This is a genomic window from Qiania dongpingensis (assembly GCF_014337195.1).
Classification (GTDB): domain Bacteria; phylum Bacillota; class Clostridia; order Lachnospirales; family Lachnospiraceae; genus Lientehia; species Lientehia dongpingensis.
The window spans coordinates 1,940,039-1,955,033 of record NZ_CP060634.1 but is presented as its reverse complement, the minus strand read 5'-3'; the positions used below and the strand labels follow the sequence as shown (position 1 = coordinate 1,955,033).

Annotated in this window: 11 protein-coding genes; all 11 read right to left on the bottom strand. The window is 50.3% G+C overall.

What is annotated here, in order from left to right; translation table 11 throughout:
• Positions 1-9: 9 nt before the first annotated feature.
• The 11 genes from H9Q78_RS09110 to H9Q78_RS09060 all read right to left on the bottom strand — a co-directional run bounded on the left by H9Q78_RS09110 (position 10) and on the right by H9Q78_RS09060 (position 14,923).
• Positions 10-2,535, bottom strand: coding sequence for a transporter substrate-binding domain-containing diguanylate cyclase (locus tag H9Q78_RS09110; RefSeq protein WP_249301149.1), 2,526 nt, complete (start codon positions 2,533-2,535; stop codon positions 10-12).
• A gap of 208 nt (positions 2,536-2,743) precedes the next feature.
• Positions 2,744-3,409, bottom strand: coding sequence for an HD domain-containing protein (locus H9Q78_RS09105; protein WP_249301148.1), 666 nt, complete (start codon positions 3,407-3,409; stop codon positions 2,744-2,746).
• Between the two features lie 25 nt (positions 3,410-3,434).
• A complete protein-coding gene (locus tag H9Q78_RS09100; RefSeq protein ID WP_249301147.1) occupies positions 3,435-5,090 on the bottom strand; it encodes a Na/Pi cotransporter family protein in 1,656 nt (551 codons plus the stop codon).
• A 104-nt stretch (positions 5,091-5,194) separates the two neighbouring features.
• Positions 5,195-8,707 (bottom strand): ABC transporter permease, encoded by a 3,513-nt coding sequence (locus H9Q78_RS09095; RefSeq protein ID WP_249301146.1) that lies wholly within the window; start codon positions 8,705-8,707, stop codon positions 5,195-5,197.
• Positions 8,708-8,738: 31 nt separating this feature from the next.
• Positions 8,739-9,443: an ABC transporter ATP-binding protein gene (locus H9Q78_RS09090; RefSeq protein ID WP_249301145.1), complete on the bottom strand. Its 705-nt coding sequence runs from the start codon at positions 9,441-9,443 to the stop codon at positions 8,739-8,741.
• Between the two features lie 137 nt (positions 9,444-9,580).
• A complete protein-coding gene (locus H9Q78_RS09085; protein WP_249301144.1) occupies positions 9,581-10,198 on the bottom strand; it encodes a cytidylate kinase-like family protein in 618 nt (205 codons plus the stop codon).
• A 13-nt stretch (positions 10,199-10,211) separates the two neighbouring features.
• A complete protein-coding gene (locus H9Q78_RS09080) occupies positions 10,212-10,922 on the bottom strand; it encodes an ABC transporter ATP-binding protein (protein ID WP_249301143.1) in 711 nt (236 codons plus the stop codon).
• Positions 10,923-10,934: 12 nt separating this feature from the next.
• Positions 10,935-11,693 carry an ABC transporter ATP-binding protein gene (locus H9Q78_RS09075; protein ID WP_249301142.1) on the bottom strand — a complete coding sequence of 253 codons (759 nt, stop codon included), beginning with the start codon at positions 11,691-11,693 and terminating at the stop codon, positions 10,935-10,937.
• Position 11,694: 1 nt separating this feature from the next.
• Positions 11,695-12,762, bottom strand: a complete 1,068-nt coding sequence (locus H9Q78_RS09070) for a branched-chain amino acid ABC transporter permease (protein WP_249301141.1) — start codon at positions 12,760-12,762, stop codon at positions 11,695-11,697.
• An 11-nt stretch (positions 12,763-12,773) separates the two neighbouring features.
• A complete protein-coding gene (locus H9Q78_RS09065) occupies positions 12,774-13,655 on the bottom strand; it encodes a branched-chain amino acid ABC transporter permease (RefSeq protein WP_147595427.1) in 882 nt (293 codons plus the stop codon).
• An 83-nt stretch (positions 13,656-13,738) separates the two neighbouring features.
• Positions 13,739-14,923: an ABC transporter substrate-binding protein gene (locus H9Q78_RS09060; RefSeq protein WP_249301140.1), complete on the bottom strand. Its 1,185-nt coding sequence runs from the start codon at positions 14,921-14,923 to the stop codon at positions 13,739-13,741.
• Positions 14,924-14,995 lie beyond the last annotated feature (72 nt).

Genomic DNA, 14,995 nt, shown 5'->3' with positions numbered 1-14,995 from the left:
AGCCTTTTGTCATTTGTCTTCCGTATCTGTCTCCCAAATCTGATACCGGTCACGGCCTTTTTCCTTTGCCTGATACAAAGCTTTATCCGCCCGTGTATACAGCTCATCATAAGTATCGCCGCGGCTGGCCAGGACCGCGCCCAGACTGATCGTCAGCCCTTTTCCGTCCTCTAGCTTCAGTTCGCGCACCTTTTCACACAGGAACTGGCACTTATCCATGAGTATCTGACGGTTTTTGATGGAATTCATATAGACGGTGAATTCATCTCCTCCCGGCCTTCCGACAATATCATTGGAACGGAAGCTTACTTTCAAAAGCTCCGCCACCTGAATTAACGCCCAGTCGCCCTGCATGTGCCCGTATGTATCATTTACATTTTTAAAATTATCCACATCGAACAGCAGGAGCGCCCCTCTTTCTCCCTCATGCAGGGCCGCAAGGGCCTCCTCTATCTGTTTTCGGAGCGTTTCTGAATTATAGATATGCGTCAGGCTGTCCAGCTGCGCTTTCTGAAGCAGAATGTCCTTTTCCTGCTTTTCCTCATCAATTATATTAAGCTTTCCGAGGGTATACGCCGGCGTCTCTCCGTCGAACACCGTCTCAACGGCTATCCGTACCCAGTGACAGCCCCCTTCAAAATACAGCTGAAGCTCATGCACTCCATCGTCACAAGAGCTGAGTATCTTGTAGAAAATCTCTTTCTGCTTTTCTTCGTCCTCATTGCTCTCCGCCTTGTTGTGGTCATATACGATCAGACGGGGACGGCTGCTTTCCTTCGATGGTGCGGAGACGATCGTCTTATTATCCCGAAAACTGTATTCCAGGAAATATTCGTTCACCAGACCGTATACCCGAAAATGCTTTTTCAGCTCCAGCGCCATCTGTTTGCTCATGCGCGCTCTTTGTCGAAGAAAGTACAGCAGGAACAAGATAATGAGCATTAAAATCCCAGCGACCAGCCCTATGGTTTCAAGAGGATTCGCCTTGATAAAGCTTTGGACAGAAAAGGACTGCTTTTGTACCGTATTTCGGATTAGGATCTTCTGCATCTCCTCCTCCGGTATCAGCAAGATGATCTTGTTCAAAACGGAAATCAGCTCCTGGGGGCCGGGCTTTACGATACCAAAGCATATCTCCCTGGATTTATATGCCTGGGGTATCAGCTTCAGGTTCGCATACTGGGGAAGGTTGACAAAATACTGGGCCGTATAGGCGTCAACACATGTATAATCTGCTTTTCCTTTGGCTACCGCCCTGATACATTCATCGGTGCTGTTATAATATGCCACCTCTCCTTCATGCTCTCCCCCATAATACCCCGAGGACGTCAGCGCCAGAGTTCCGCTCCCGATATCATCTTCACTGCATTTTTCATTCATTAGGATCACGTATTGAGAGGATACGTATGCCTGTGACATGGACAGATGCCGTTCTTTAGCCAGATCATAGTCATAGGGCATACCCGCCACAAGATCGATCTCGTTTTTTTCCGATCTCTCATACAATTCTTCTGGCGTATCCACACATACGAACTCAAATTTAAGACCGGTGTTTTCTGTTACATAGTCCAGCAGGTCGATGGAGATTCCTCCCAGGGATCCGTCCTCCTTCTGGTATTGATAAGGAGCCTGCCCACTCAGAACTCCGACCCTCAATGGTCCGGTATGCTCCACATACCGCTCCTCCTCGTCACTCAGTACCAGCTTTTCTTCTGAATAGGAAAAGTATTTTTCATACAGCATATTGGAAAAATACGGATTCACCTGTTCAATATTCATCATCGCGGCATTCAGTTCATCCAACAGTTCTGCGTTTTTTCCCTTTGTCGTCACGAAATAAAAGGGCTTCGGAGAAAATCTCGCCACCGTTTTGACTCCCTCAATATAATTCATGCTGGAATTCACCATCATATCCGCCCGGCCATCTTTCAGCGCCTGAAGCTGTTCCTCAACAGAAACACAGTCCACGTATTCCGGCGTGACCAGATTCATCTCACAAAAATCTTCCAGCTCCGCCCTAGTCTGTTTCGCCGTAATCGGAGCCGCGATCCGGAAACTCTGTTCAACTTGGGAATTGATCAGTTTATTATCAACCGTATCATAGAGTACCTGGAGCACCGTTTCTCTCACACCATAGCTTTGACTGGAATAGTCAAACATCTGACCAGTGGCTTCGTTGTACACCATGCCGCCCATCAGATCGATTTCACCGTTTTCCAGCATCTCCATCAGTGCAGAGAGACTGTCATTGATATCCCCTGGTACCTCTACGAATTCATAATCCCAACCCGTATACTGTGCAACTTCCTGCAGATATTCATAGGTATAGCCAGTATAATTGCCTTGTTCGTCAACATCCGTCAGCCCAGCCTGTATCGGATAAGCAACTCGTACAGTGCGGGTCCCCTGGTTCTGCCCCGTCCCGGCTTCCGTTTCCCGGTCTCCGCCTTGCGCCCTTGCAGCCTGGACAGGATGGACGCTGCTCATAAATATCATGATAACTGCCACAAATAGACAGGTCAGTCTCTTTTTCATATCATCATCCTCATACCAGAATTATTATTTTATGTCCACAAAATAACTTGCACTTCTGTCATTCGTCTGTCAATATCACAAATATATTATACCTCTCCCATCTCTATCCCGCAAGTCCAAGAAAAAAAGCCGCGGGCAGATGGACTGGTATCTTTCAATGATACCGGACCATCTGCCCGCGGATTCTGCCGCTTATCCATGTTTTCCGTTATACGATCTTACTTCCATTCGCAGTCACCTTAAAACGCATGCCCAGCATTTCTGCGGCCCGGCGGCACATCAACATTCTCTGCAGGAAGATTTCAAAGTAGTCCATCATGGAGCACATGCTTTCATCCAGCTCGATGTTCAAGGTGATTACCCTCTTTTCCGCCTGGATCACCAGCTTGGAAGATTTGGCGGCATAATTCACCCGGTCATGCTTGTCAAAGGTTTCTTTGATCTTGTTCCGCACCCGGTTCCGTCTTACATCCGTTTTGTCTGCCAGGATCAAGGCGGCCGACACCGCGTCCACGGCCGTCCCTGTATGTTCGTCGTGCTCCCCGATAGCGCTGACCACCACGGCTATCTCTCCTGCGTTCATTCCCTGCTCTCTTAAAAGCTGGAAAGCCATCAGGGCTCCGCTGTGGGCATGATCGTTCCTGTTCACACAGTTCCCAATATCATGCAGATATCCGGCGATCCGGGCCAGCTCCGCCGTCCGCTTTTCGTATCCCAGCTCTTTCAGGATCTTTCCAGCTGTTTCGGCTGTCTTCACCGCATGCTTTTCAGAGTGCTCTGTAAAGCCTAGGGCTCCCAGTACCGCATCTCCCTGTTCAATATATGCCTTGATCTTCTTTGATTCCTTTAAGCTTTTATATGTGATCTCTTCCATATTTCTCCTTTATTTCCCGTTTGAATCACATTTCATCCTTCACATATCCGGCTATATTGTACGCATGATCGGATACCCGCTCCAGATTTCCCATGATATCCAGGAAAATGACGCCGTGAGAAGCTCGGCACTCATTGTTCGCCAGCCTGGCTATATGTTTGTCCCTCAAATCTTCCTCTGTGCTGTCCACCAGATCTTCAAACTTGATGACCTGGCGGATGCTTTCCGCATCCTCATTCCTTCTGGCCGATACGGCGTTCTCCACAGAACCCACCGCATAGGAGAATATGGTTTCCAGATCCTTCTGGCCCATGGGGGAAAACTGGATATCTCCCTGAATCTTGCTCTCGGCCAGCTCCGCGATATTTTCCGCGTGGTCGCCGATACGCTCCAGATCGTTGACCGTATAGAGAAGGTTTTTAACCTGCTCTGACTGCTCTTCCATCAGCGAGAGGTTGGAAATCTTCACCAGATATTCCGTCAGCGCCTTCTCCATGAAATTTATGGTCTTTTCCTGGGCAAAAATCCTATCTACAGATTCCTGATTGTTTGTAAGGACCGCATTCTCTCCCAGCTTCACATTATCGAGGGACAGCTCTCCCATGCGGACGACCTCACGCTTCGCGGTCTCAATGGCAAAGGAGGGGTTCTCCAAAATTCTGGTATCCAGATGGGACATGATCTTCTGCTCCAGCGTCTCCTCCGGTTCCTGTACCTTTTCCCGCACGATCTTCCCGGACAGGGATACCAGCTTGCCTGCGAAAGGAAACAGAATCAATGTATTCGTCACGTTGAATATGGTATGGAACACGGAAATCTGCGTACTGTTGATGGTGGACGCCGCCCAGTTCCCGTTCAGGCTGAACACGATGAACATCACTATGCCGAACAGCACCGCGCCCATTACGTTGAACATCAGATGGATGACTGCCGCCCGTTTTGCCGTCTTATGGGCGCCGGCGCTGGCGAGCAGCGCTGTCACGCAGGTACCGATATTTTGTCCCAAGGTGATATAAACGGCTGAATTCCAGGTGACCACTCCGTTCATGGCCAAGGTCTGCAGAATACCGACGGAGGCCGAGGAGCTCTGAATAATGCCGGTGACCACTACACCGGCCAGGATGCCGAAGATCGGGTTGCTTCCAAGCACCGTGAATATCTGAGCAAACACAGGCGCGTCTTTATAGGGCTCTATGGAGCCGGACATGAAACTGAGCCCGATAAACAGGACGCCGAAGCCAACCAAAATGCTTCCAATTTCCTTCTGGCGTTCTTTTTTCGCAAACAGAAGCATGAATGCCCCGATACCGATGAGGACAGGGGCAAAGAACTCCGGCTTCATGACCTCTCCCCACTCGCTCATGGATACCAGCCACGCAGTGACTGTAGTACCGATATTGGCGCCCATGATGACGCCCACCGCCTGGGACAGACTCAGAATCCCGGCGTTGACAAAACCGACGACCATGACCGTGGTCGCAGAGCTGCTCTGGATGATGGCAGTGATCAGCGCGCCCAGCAGCACGCCTAAGAGCCGGTTATTCGTAATATATCCCAGCATTCGCTTCATCCGGCCTCCGGCCGCTTTCTGAAGGCCGTCCGCCATGATATTCATACCATAGAGGAACATGCCCAGGCCGCCGACAAATTGAAATAATAGTTTCACATCGCTTAATGACATAAAGATCTCCCTCATTCACGTAATCAGAATCGTTCATCTTCCACTATACAAAATTTATGTCAAATCAAAACCATCTTTATGTAAAATCTTTGTAAAGTCGGTATTTATTCCACACTTTTGAGGGATTCTACCATATCAATCTTTCTGAGCTTATAAAACATGGCGGCGTTGACCAGAAACGCGAACAGCAGCGTCAGGACAATCCCCCAGAGATAACTCAGAGGATGCACCGCACGGCCGAACATGATCAGATCTACTTCTACGGTCTCAATAACAAAGCGGTGAAGTATATTTCCCATGAAAACGCCTGCCGCGATACCGATGAACGTCAGAAGCACATTTTCCCGGTACACATAAGAGGCCAGCTCCAGATCATAAAAGCCAAGCAGCTTAATGGTGGCCAGCTCCCGCTTTCGTTCCGTGATATTGATATTATTCAGGTTATACAGGACGACAAAGGCCAGCAGCCCGGCTGAGATTATCAGGACCCAGACGACCGTATCCAGGCTTCCGAGCATATCCATGATCGTCTTGTTCATATCGGATACCAGTACGACACCGGACACTGCTTCATGCTCCAAAAGGCGTTTTGACAGCTCACGGCCTTTCTCTTCCTGCGCGTCCTTTAGCTTCAGATATTCCGTATTGCATTCTGCTTCCCTGCCATACAGCTGCCGATATAAGGACGGAGACATATAAATATAATTATACACATAATTCTCTGTGATATGCGAGACCTTAACTGAAACCCTGCTGGTGTCACTTTCTTTCAGATAAAAAGAATCTCCTTCCCGGATGTCCAAAAGCTTCGCCAGCTTTTCATTGATGACCGCTCCCTCATCATCCAATGTATATCCTTCTCCGCTCAGCCGGTCCCTCAGCACGAAAAAGTCCGGAAACCGTTCCAGATCTTCCGGTACGACCAGATTGACGGCTTTCGTTACACCGTTTGCTTCCCCATCCATAGACGCCGTGTAGGCTCCCAGATACTCCGATATGTTCTCGTCCCTGTCCATATCCTCATAAAAGGCTTCTTTTTCCTCCTGTTCTCCATCCGTCACGATACTGGCCGACGCATCATAAAGCCAAAGCTCTCCGTATTGACCGTCAGACACTGTGTAGATTGAATCCCTCAATCCGAATCCGACGATCAGCAGAGCCATACAGGCGCCGATACCGAATACGGTCATCAAAAGACGCTTTTTATATCGGAACAAATTCCGAAGTGTGGATTTCTGGCTGAAATTCATGTGACGCCACAGAGGGCGTATCCGTTCCAAAAGGATCTTCTTCCCCTTCATGGGCGCAACCGGGCGCATCAGCTGAGAAGGCATCGCCAGCGTTTCTTTATAGCAGGCCGCCAGAGTCGCTCCTGTGGTGCAGATCACCGCAATAGCAGTCGCTCCAAGAGCGTATCCCCAATTATACGGTATCCGGATAATGCTCAGGTTCCCATAGAGAATCTTATATGTGGTGATGATAACCCATGGAAGCAGCTTTTCTCCTACGAGAAATCCGGCTATGCTCCCCAGAAGGCTGGCAGAAAGCGCATATAAAATATATTTGGAGGCTATGGATAAGGTGCTGTAGCCCAGCGCCTTCATGGTGCCGATCTCCGTCCTCTTTTCCTCCACCATTCTGGTCATGGTGGTCAGACTCACCAAAGCAGCCACCAGAAAGAAAATCACTGGAAATACTTTTCCGATCGCCCCAATCCTTTTTGTATCATTGTCAAACTCCACATAAGACTGAACTGACTTCCGGTCCAGCACATACCATTCCGGTTCTTCCAAATCCTCCAGGGCTGCTTTCGCTTCCTCGATCTCTGATCTGGCATCGGCAATTTTCTCATCGGCCTCGTCTCTCGCGTCTTCATACTCGGCCTTTGCCTCCTGAAGCTCTGTTTCTCCGTCGGACAGCTTCTCCTTCGCTTCCTCCAGCTGCCGCTTCCCGTCTGCTATCTCCTGGCGCCCTTCTTCCAGAGCAGCCTCTCCGTTGGCTATCTCCTGACGTCCGTCTGAAATCCCCTGTTCTCCGGTCTTGATTGCGTTCTGAAGCTCCAAAAGCGCTGCCTCTCCATCCTGTACCTGTGCTTCTCCATTCTGGATTTCCGCCTCTGCAGCAGCCAAAGCGGCCTCTTTTTCAGACAGCTCTGCTTCTTTCCCCTCCAGAGCTGCCATTCCCTGGTCATACTGACTCTGAAGGTCAGTGAGTTCAGCTTTTACCCCGTCCAGATACTTTAAAACTCCGTCCAGCTTCGTCTGGTTCGCATCCAGCGCTTGTTTTCCCAGAAGATATTCCTCGTTCTCTTCCGGATTCAGGCCTGCCGCCTCCAGACCCGCGCGCAGCTCCTCCAATTTTCCTCTCTGGATATCCAAAGCTGCCTGAGAGGACTCTGCGTCCGCCATGCCGCTCTCATATCCTTCCCATCCGGCTTTCAAATCCTCGCCTTTGGCCGTCAGCTCCTCCCTAGCAGCCTCCAGCTGTGCCCGTCCTTCTCCGGCCAGGCTTTTTCCAGCCTCCAGCTCTTCTCTCGCTGCCTCCAGCCTTTCCCTGGAGCTCTGGATTTCCTCCTGTTTTTCAGCCAAAAGCGCTTTTGCGTCCGCTGCTTTCTGCTCGTTTGATTTAAGCTGCGCTTTTCCGTCCACTAGCTTTTGTTCATTTACAGAAAGAACATTCTCCGCATCCCGAAGCTTCTCTTCGTTCTCCGCTATTTTATCCCGTCCGTCCTCGAGTTCATTCTCTCCGTCCTCGATCTTAAGCCACGCATCCCGCAGCTTCTGCTCCGCCTCCTCTTCTTTTTCCTGCAGTTTCTGTTCTGCTTTGCCAATTTCCTCCTGTGCGTCTCCCCGAATCTCCTCCAGGCGGATTCCGCACCGCTCGCCCGCTATATCCTCGATTGCGTCCGCTATCTTTTCTGCCTCATCCTGGTACGTTCCTCCGGCAGTCACAAAACCGTCCAGGCCGTCCGCGGCCGCATATATCTGCGTGTAGACATCAAGGGAAAAATCCTCCTCCGTCACCATCAGGAAACCCTTGATGTCTCCGTTCCCAATGGAAGAATTTCCTCTGTCAAAATTCAGATAATAAGGGCTCGAGCCAATCCCAACGATGGTATAAGTCTCCGTTTTAAGCGTATCTGAAAGAGGATCGTCTGTCCCAGAATACAGTGTGATCTGATCTCCCAGCTCATAATCTGTGCTGACTAAAAGCTGTTCATCCAAAAAACACTCGCCTCTTTTTTCCGGAAGGCGCCCCTCTTTTATGTTCACTCTATTGATATTCTGCGGCATGGAAGAGACATGGAGGACCAGCTCCTTTTCCCCATAATGGCAGAGTGCGTCCAAAGAGTATTCGCCCTCTGCAGCCGTAACTCCCGGTATCCGGCGGATCTGCTCCAGATCCCCTTCCGTCAGGCCCATGGTGGACAAAATTCGAAAGTCCATGAAATTAGACTCGTCGGCTACCGCGTCCACCGACAGCCGCATATCCGGCTCTGTCGCCCGTACCCCGGAAAAAAACGCCACGCCCAAAGCGACAATGAATAAAATCGAAAGGTATCGGTTCAGGCTCCTCCTGATCTCCACAAAAAAATCTTTCCGCTGTGCCTGTTTCATCTATCTGACATCTCCAGTTATCTATTGTTTTTTACCACTCTATGTCTTCGACAGGAGTTGGATTCTCGTTTACCGTAATTCGGGATACACGGCCGTTCTTTATCTTGATCACCCGGTCGGCCATGGGAGTCAGCGCAGAGTTATGCGTTATGACGATCACGGTCATTCCCCTTTCCCGGCAGGTGTCCTGCAAAAGCTTCAGTATGGATTTTCCGGTCTGGTAGTCCAAAGCGCCCGTCGGCTCATCACACAGCAGAAGCTTCGGATTCTTGGCCAGCGCCCTGGCTATGGAAACCCGCTGCTGCTCACCGCCTGAAAGCTGAGACGGAAAATTATCCATACGTTCTCCCAATCCTACTTCCTTCAGAATCTCCTCCGCATCCAGATGATCCTTGCATATCTGGAGCGCCAGCTCTACATTCTCCAGTGCGGTCAGGTTCTGTACCAGGTTATAAAACTGAAATACAAAGCCGATGTCTTCCCGGCGGAATCTGGTCATCTTTTTATTATCAAATGCCGCCACGTCCGTTCCGTCCACCAGCACCCGACCCTCAGACGCCTTATCCATGCCTCCCAGTATATTCAATACGGTGGTCTTCCCCGCGCCGCTGGGCCCCACTACCACCACGAATTCTCCTCTTTCGATGGAAAAGCTCATATCATCCACTGCTTTAATGACCACTTCCCCCATCCGGTAGGTTTTTTTCACATGTACCAGCTCCACAAAAGATGCCATGAAATCCCTCCTCATCCAATCATACCTTGTTCAAAAATATCGAAAAGGGGACTGTTCCTCACAGTCCCCTCTTATCATAACTCATTTTTCCGCCGCCGTCATCCTTTTTTACTGATCTCCTGCCGCAGGACAGTCCTTTATGAAAAACGGACCCTCAAATATGCTTTGATCTCCTCTACACATTTTTCAAATCCCAGTTTTCCACTGTTCAGGCACAGGTCGTAATTTCGCAGATCCTGCCATTCATGGCCGGTATAATGCTTATAAAAATCTCCTCTGTACTTATCGGTGCGCTCAATAAATTTTTTCATTTCCTTAATAGTCATACTGTTCCGCTCCATCGCCTGCTCCAGACAGAACTCCTCCGGCGCATGGACAAACACACTGGCCACATTGGGGAAATCTTTTAATATAAAATCCGCGCAGCGTCCGATGATGACACAGGACTGCTCCTCCGCCAGCTTCTTGATGGTCTTTGCCGTATAGTTGAACAGATTGTCATTGGATATGAAATCTCTGTCCTCCGGCTCGATCAGCTCTCCGCGGTAGACCTTGGCTCCCATGAGCTTTGCAGACGGTCTCAGCCTTTCATCCGCGGCCCCGAAAAGCCGTACATGGATTCCGCTGTCCTCCGAGGCCATTTCCAGCACCTCTCTGTCATAAAAAGGAATCCCCATATCCTTTGCCAGCATCTTTCCGATGGTCTTTCCGCCGCTTCCATACTGCCGCGCAATGGTAATAACCACTTTCTCCATGGCCAAGCCCCCTTTACTCACCTAAATATGCTTTCTTTATGGATTCATCGTTTAAAAGCTCCCGGGCATTGCCGCTTAGTACGATATTTCCAGTCTCCAGAACATATGCCCGGTCTGCTATGGACAGCGCCTTTTTCGCATTCTGCTCCACCAAGAGCACGGTGGTGCCGGCAGCGCTCACTTCTTCAATGATCTTAAATATCTCGTTCACAAAGATAGGAGAAAGTCCCATGGAGGGCTCATCCATCAAAAGAATCTTCGGCTGGGACATCAGCGCCCGCCCCATGGCCAGCATCTGCTGCTCTCCGCCTGACAGAGTCCCTGCCGGCTGATTGCGCCGTTCCTTCAGACGCGGAAATTTCTGATAGACCATCTCCAGGTTGCGGCTGAATTCTTCCTTCTCTCTTCTGATATAGGCTCCCATCTTCAGATTCTGGTACACAGAAAGGTGCGCGAACACCCGCCGGCCTTCCGGCACATGAGCCATGCCCATCTCTACTATTTTATGGGGAGGGATTTTCGTAATATCCCTGCCGCCCAGCGTGACCGTCCCCGCTTTCTTCGGAAGCAGGCCGGTGACAGCGTGAAGAGTGGTGGTCTTCCCCGCTCCGTTGGCGCCAATGAGCGCTATGACCTCCCCCTGGCCTACCTCAAAGGAAATCCCTTTCAGAGCCTGAATCATGCCATAATATACCTGTAAATCTTTAACCTCCAGCAATGCCATGTCCTGCTCCTCCTATTCACCCAGATATGCTGTGATCACCTGCGGATCGTTCAGAACAGCCTTTGTCTCGCCCTGACAGAGGATCTCACCGAAATTTAAGACTGTCACTTCTTCACAGATACCGCTTACCAGCTTCATATCATGTTCTATCAACAGAATCGTCATCTCAAACTCTTTCTGGACAAACTTGATCGTCTGCATCAGTTCTTCCGTCTCATTGGGGTTCATGCCCGCCGCCGGCTCATCCAGAAGAAGCAGCTTGGGATTCGTGGCAAGCGCCCGGGCAATCTCCAGCTTTCTCTGTTTCCCGTAGGGAAGGTTGGATGCTTTATATTCAGCTTCTTTGTCCAGATCAAACACCTTTAAAAGCTCCATGGCTTTTTCATTCATCTCTTTTTCCACTTTGAAATACCGCGGAAGCCGCAGAAGCCCTTCAATGGTAGAATAGGAATAATTATTGTGCAGACCTGCCTTCACGTTATCCAATACGGAAAGGTTCTTAAACAGTCTGATATTCTGAAAGGTTCGGGCAATGCCCGCCTTATTGATCTCGATGGCTTTCTTTCTGGTTATATCCACCCCGTCCAGCTTTATGATCCCTTCCGTAGGCTTATATACGCCCGTTAAAAGGTTAAAGATCGTCGTCTTGCCGGCTCCGTTTGGACCGATCAGCCCGTACAGCTGACCTTTTTCTATTTTTACCTCAAACGCATTTACCGCGCGGAGGCCTCCGAAGGAAATGCCCAGGTTTTTTACCTCTAACAGCGCCATATCACTTAACCTCCTTTGTACGGGGTTTTCTGAGTCCGCGCAGACGTTCCGCCAGCATTTCTTTCAGGCGGCCGCCTCCCTTGCTCCAGTTAAAGATCATCATCAGAATCAGGACAATAGCATAGATCAGCATACGGTAATTGGATAGCCCTCTGAGCATCTCCGGAAGCAGGGTCAGGATAAACGCCGCGATCAAAGAGCCCCGTATATTTCCGATACCGCCCAGCACCACAAATACCAGTATCATGATGGACATATTATAGCCAAAACTCTTGGGCGACGCCACCAGGGACGACAGGTTATGAGCGTACAAAACGCCTGCCACTCCCGCCAGAGCCGCGGATATGGAAAATGCCATGAGCTTGAATTTCGTGATATTGATGCCTATGGATTCCGCCGCGATCCTGTCGTCTCTTATGGACATGATCGCCCGGCCCGCTCTGGAATTGATCAGATTCAATATGATGATCAGCGCGATCAAAAGCAGGAGCATGCCTATCAGAAACGTGGAATCCTTTGGAGTCCCGTTGATTCCCTGGGGGCCGTTCACGATGACCTCGCCGGTGGAGTCCAGATTAAGCGCTACGGAATCCTTCATGGAAAAATGCAGCCCGTTTCTGTCCCTGCCGATGAAAAACACATTGATAACATTTTTAATAATTTCCCCAAAAGCCAGCGTCACAATGGCAAGATAATCCCCGCGCAGACGCAGGACCGGAATGCCGATGAGGATCCCGAATAAGCCTGCCGCCGCCGCGCCGATCAAAAGCGCAAAGAAAAACCTAAGACCGTCGGGCATCGTCCCTACCGTCATTTTAGAAAAGAACGCGCTGGCAAAAGCCCCCACGCACATAAAACCTGCATGCCCCAGGCTCAGATCGCCCAGGATCCCCACTACCAGGTTCAGGGAGATGGCCAGGATCATATAAGCGCAGAGCGGCACCAGAAGTCCCCCAATAAGGCTGGAAATAGCGCCCGCGGAGGAAAGGACCTGAATGATGACCGCAGTCAGGATCACGATGCCATAAGTGATGAAATTACTTTTCGTCGTTTTCTGCAAATGTCTCATCTCGCCCCTCCTTACACCTTTTCCTGAATTTTCTTGCCGAAGATCCCGGTGGGCTTCACCAGCAGGATTATGATCAGCATGGCAAATACGATCGCATCAGCCAGCTGAGATGAAATATAAGCCTTGGCCAAAATCTCTATAATACCCAGCAGGATGCCGCCTACCATGGCCCCAGGTACGGAACCGATTCCACCGAATACCGCCGCCACGAAAGCCTTGATCCCGGGCATCGCTCCGGTATAGGGATTCAGGGACGGATAAGCCGAACAGAGAAGCACGCCTGCTATGGCCGCCAGGGCAGAACCGATGGCAAAGGTGAGCGCTATGGTCTTATTCACATTGATTCCCATGAGCTGCGCCGCTCCCCGGTCTTCAGACACCGCGAGCATAGCCTGGCCGGCCCTCGTCTTGTTGATGAACAGGCTGAGTCCCACCACGATCAGGATACAGGCTGCGATCGTCACGATGGTCACGCCGGAAATTTGCAGAGCGCCGCCCGCCAGGGAAATTCCCTTAAAGGAAATCACACTCTTAAATGTCTTTGTATCTGCTCCAAACAGAAGAAGCGCCAGATTCTGCAGGAAATAGCTGACGCCGATGGCCGTGATCAGCACCGCGAGGGGCGGGGCCATCCGCAAGGGCTTATATGCGATTCTTTCGATCACAACGCCCAGCAGCGTACATACCACAATGGACACCAGTACGCCGATCAGAGGAGACAATCCGGCGTTTACCATAGCCAGAAAAGCCGCATAGCCGCCTACCATGATAATGTCTCCATGCGCGAAATTCAGCATCTTGGCGATACCATAAACCATGGTATATCCCAGTGCGATTATCGCATATACACTTCCCAAACTGACTCCGTTGATTAAATAGGATAAGAAACTCATTCGCCCTCCTCCAGACTTTTCGTAAATGAAAGAAGGGGTGTCCCAAAGTCATACTTTCGAGACACCCTCGCCTTTACTGTATTTTACATGAAAACGTATGCGCCGTTTTCAATCTTCACTGCAATCGGCTCCTTGGTAGGCTCGCCATCTTCGCCCCAGGTAATGCCGGTTCCGGTCAGACCGGTAAATTCAATCTCCGTCATTGCCTTCTTCATTGCGTCTCCGATTTCGGTCACGCTCATATCCGGCTTGATCCCGGCCTTTTCTGCCGCCGCCTTAATGACATATGCAGAATCATAAGCGTCCGCAGCGAACTGGTTCGGGGTCTCGCCATAGGCATCCTTGTATGCTTTTACAAAGTTCTGAGTCTTTTCATCTTCCGCGTCCACTGAGAACGGTGTCAGCAGCATCAGCCCTTCTGCCAGAGAAGTATCGAAGTTCTCCAGAGTGAGAATGCCGTCCATGCCGTCACAGCCAAAGAAGGTCGGCGCATAGCCCATTTCCTTTGCTTTTGCCAGAATTAGGGAAGCTTCCGTATAATACATCGGAAGGAACACCATTTCTGCTCCGGCATCTTTTGCTTTCTGAAGCTGTACGGAGAAATCCTTGTTGCTCTCAGATGTGAACGCTTCTGCTGCCACGATCTCCAGGCCCTGGTTCTTCGCTTCCTTTGCAAAGTTCTCATAAATGCCGTTGGAATAAGTATCTCCGCTGTTGTAAATGACCGCGATCGACTTCGCCAGATTGTTTTTCGCAATATACTGTGCGGAAACCGTACCCTGTGCGGGATCGGAGAAGCACATACGGAACGCGTTGTCATACTTCACGGAATTAATGGATGTTCCGGAAGGGGTGATCTGGAACAGGTTGTCGTTGTGGCTCTCTGCCACAACCGCCTCGCAGGCGCCGGAGGTAGTCGTCCCGATCAGCATCTGCATTTTCCAGTCCTTCAAGGTATTATAAGCGTTTACGCCCTTTTCAGCGTCTGCTTCGTCGTCTTCAAATTTGTATTCGACCTGCGCGCCGTTGATACCGCCGGCCTCATTGATCTCCTTGATTGCCAGCTCCATGCCGTTCTTAACTGCCGTCCCGTAGATAGCCGCGTCACCCGTCAGAGGACCTGTGCCGCCGATCTTGAATACTGCGCTCCCTTCGGAGCTGCCGCCTTCATTTTTCGTAGATTCTTTCTTTCCGCATCCTGCAAAGGCCGTCACTGCCATTGCAGCCGCCAGGATCAAGCTTAAGATTTTTTTCTTTTTCATTTTCATATTCCTCCCTAATTGTCTCTCCCAGAAAGACGAATGTCGTTTCTAATAATACTGCCCTTTCTTTCTACTGTC

Bases quoted from the DNA above. Each gene is read 5' to 3' on its own strand.
- H9Q78_RS09095 (WP_249301146.1), bottom strand. From the start codon at position 8,707: ATGAAACAGGCACAGCGGAAAGATTTTTTTGTGGAGATCAGGAGGAGC.
- H9Q78_RS09085 (WP_249301144.1), bottom strand. From the start codon at position 10,198: ATGGAGAAAGTGGTTATTACCATTGCGCGGCAGTATGGAAGCGGCGGA.
- H9Q78_RS09090 (WP_249301145.1), bottom strand. From the start codon at position 9,443: ATGGCATCTTTTGTGGAGCTGGTACATGTGAAAAAAACCTACCGGATG.
- H9Q78_RS09080 (WP_249301143.1), bottom strand. From the start codon at position 10,922: ATGGCATTGCTGGAGGTTAAAGATTTACAGGTATATTATGGCATGATT.
- H9Q78_RS09110 (WP_249301149.1), bottom strand. From the start codon at position 2,535: ATGAAAAAGAGACTGACCTGTCTATTTGTGGCAGTTATCATGATATTT.
- H9Q78_RS09075 (WP_249301142.1), bottom strand. From the start codon at position 11,693: ATGGCGCTGTTAGAGGTAAAAAACCTGGGCATTTCCTTCGGAGGCCTC.
- H9Q78_RS09070 (WP_249301141.1), bottom strand. From the start codon at position 12,762: ATGAGACATTTGCAGAAAACGACGAAAAGTAATTTCATCACTTATGGC.
- H9Q78_RS09065 (WP_147595427.1), bottom strand. From the start codon at position 13,655: ATGAGTTTCTTATCCTATTTAATCAACGGAGTCAGTTTGGGAAGTGTA.
- H9Q78_RS09100 (WP_249301147.1), bottom strand. From the start codon at position 5,090: ATGTCATTAAGCGATGTGAAACTATTATTTCAATTTGTCGGCGGCCTG.
- H9Q78_RS09105 (WP_249301148.1), bottom strand. From the start codon at position 3,409: ATGGAAGAGATCACATATAAAAGCTTAAAGGAATCAAAGAAGATCAAG.
- H9Q78_RS09060 (WP_249301140.1), bottom strand. From the start codon at position 14,923: ATGAAAATGAAAAAGAAAAAAATCTTAAGCTTGATCCTGGCGGCTGCA.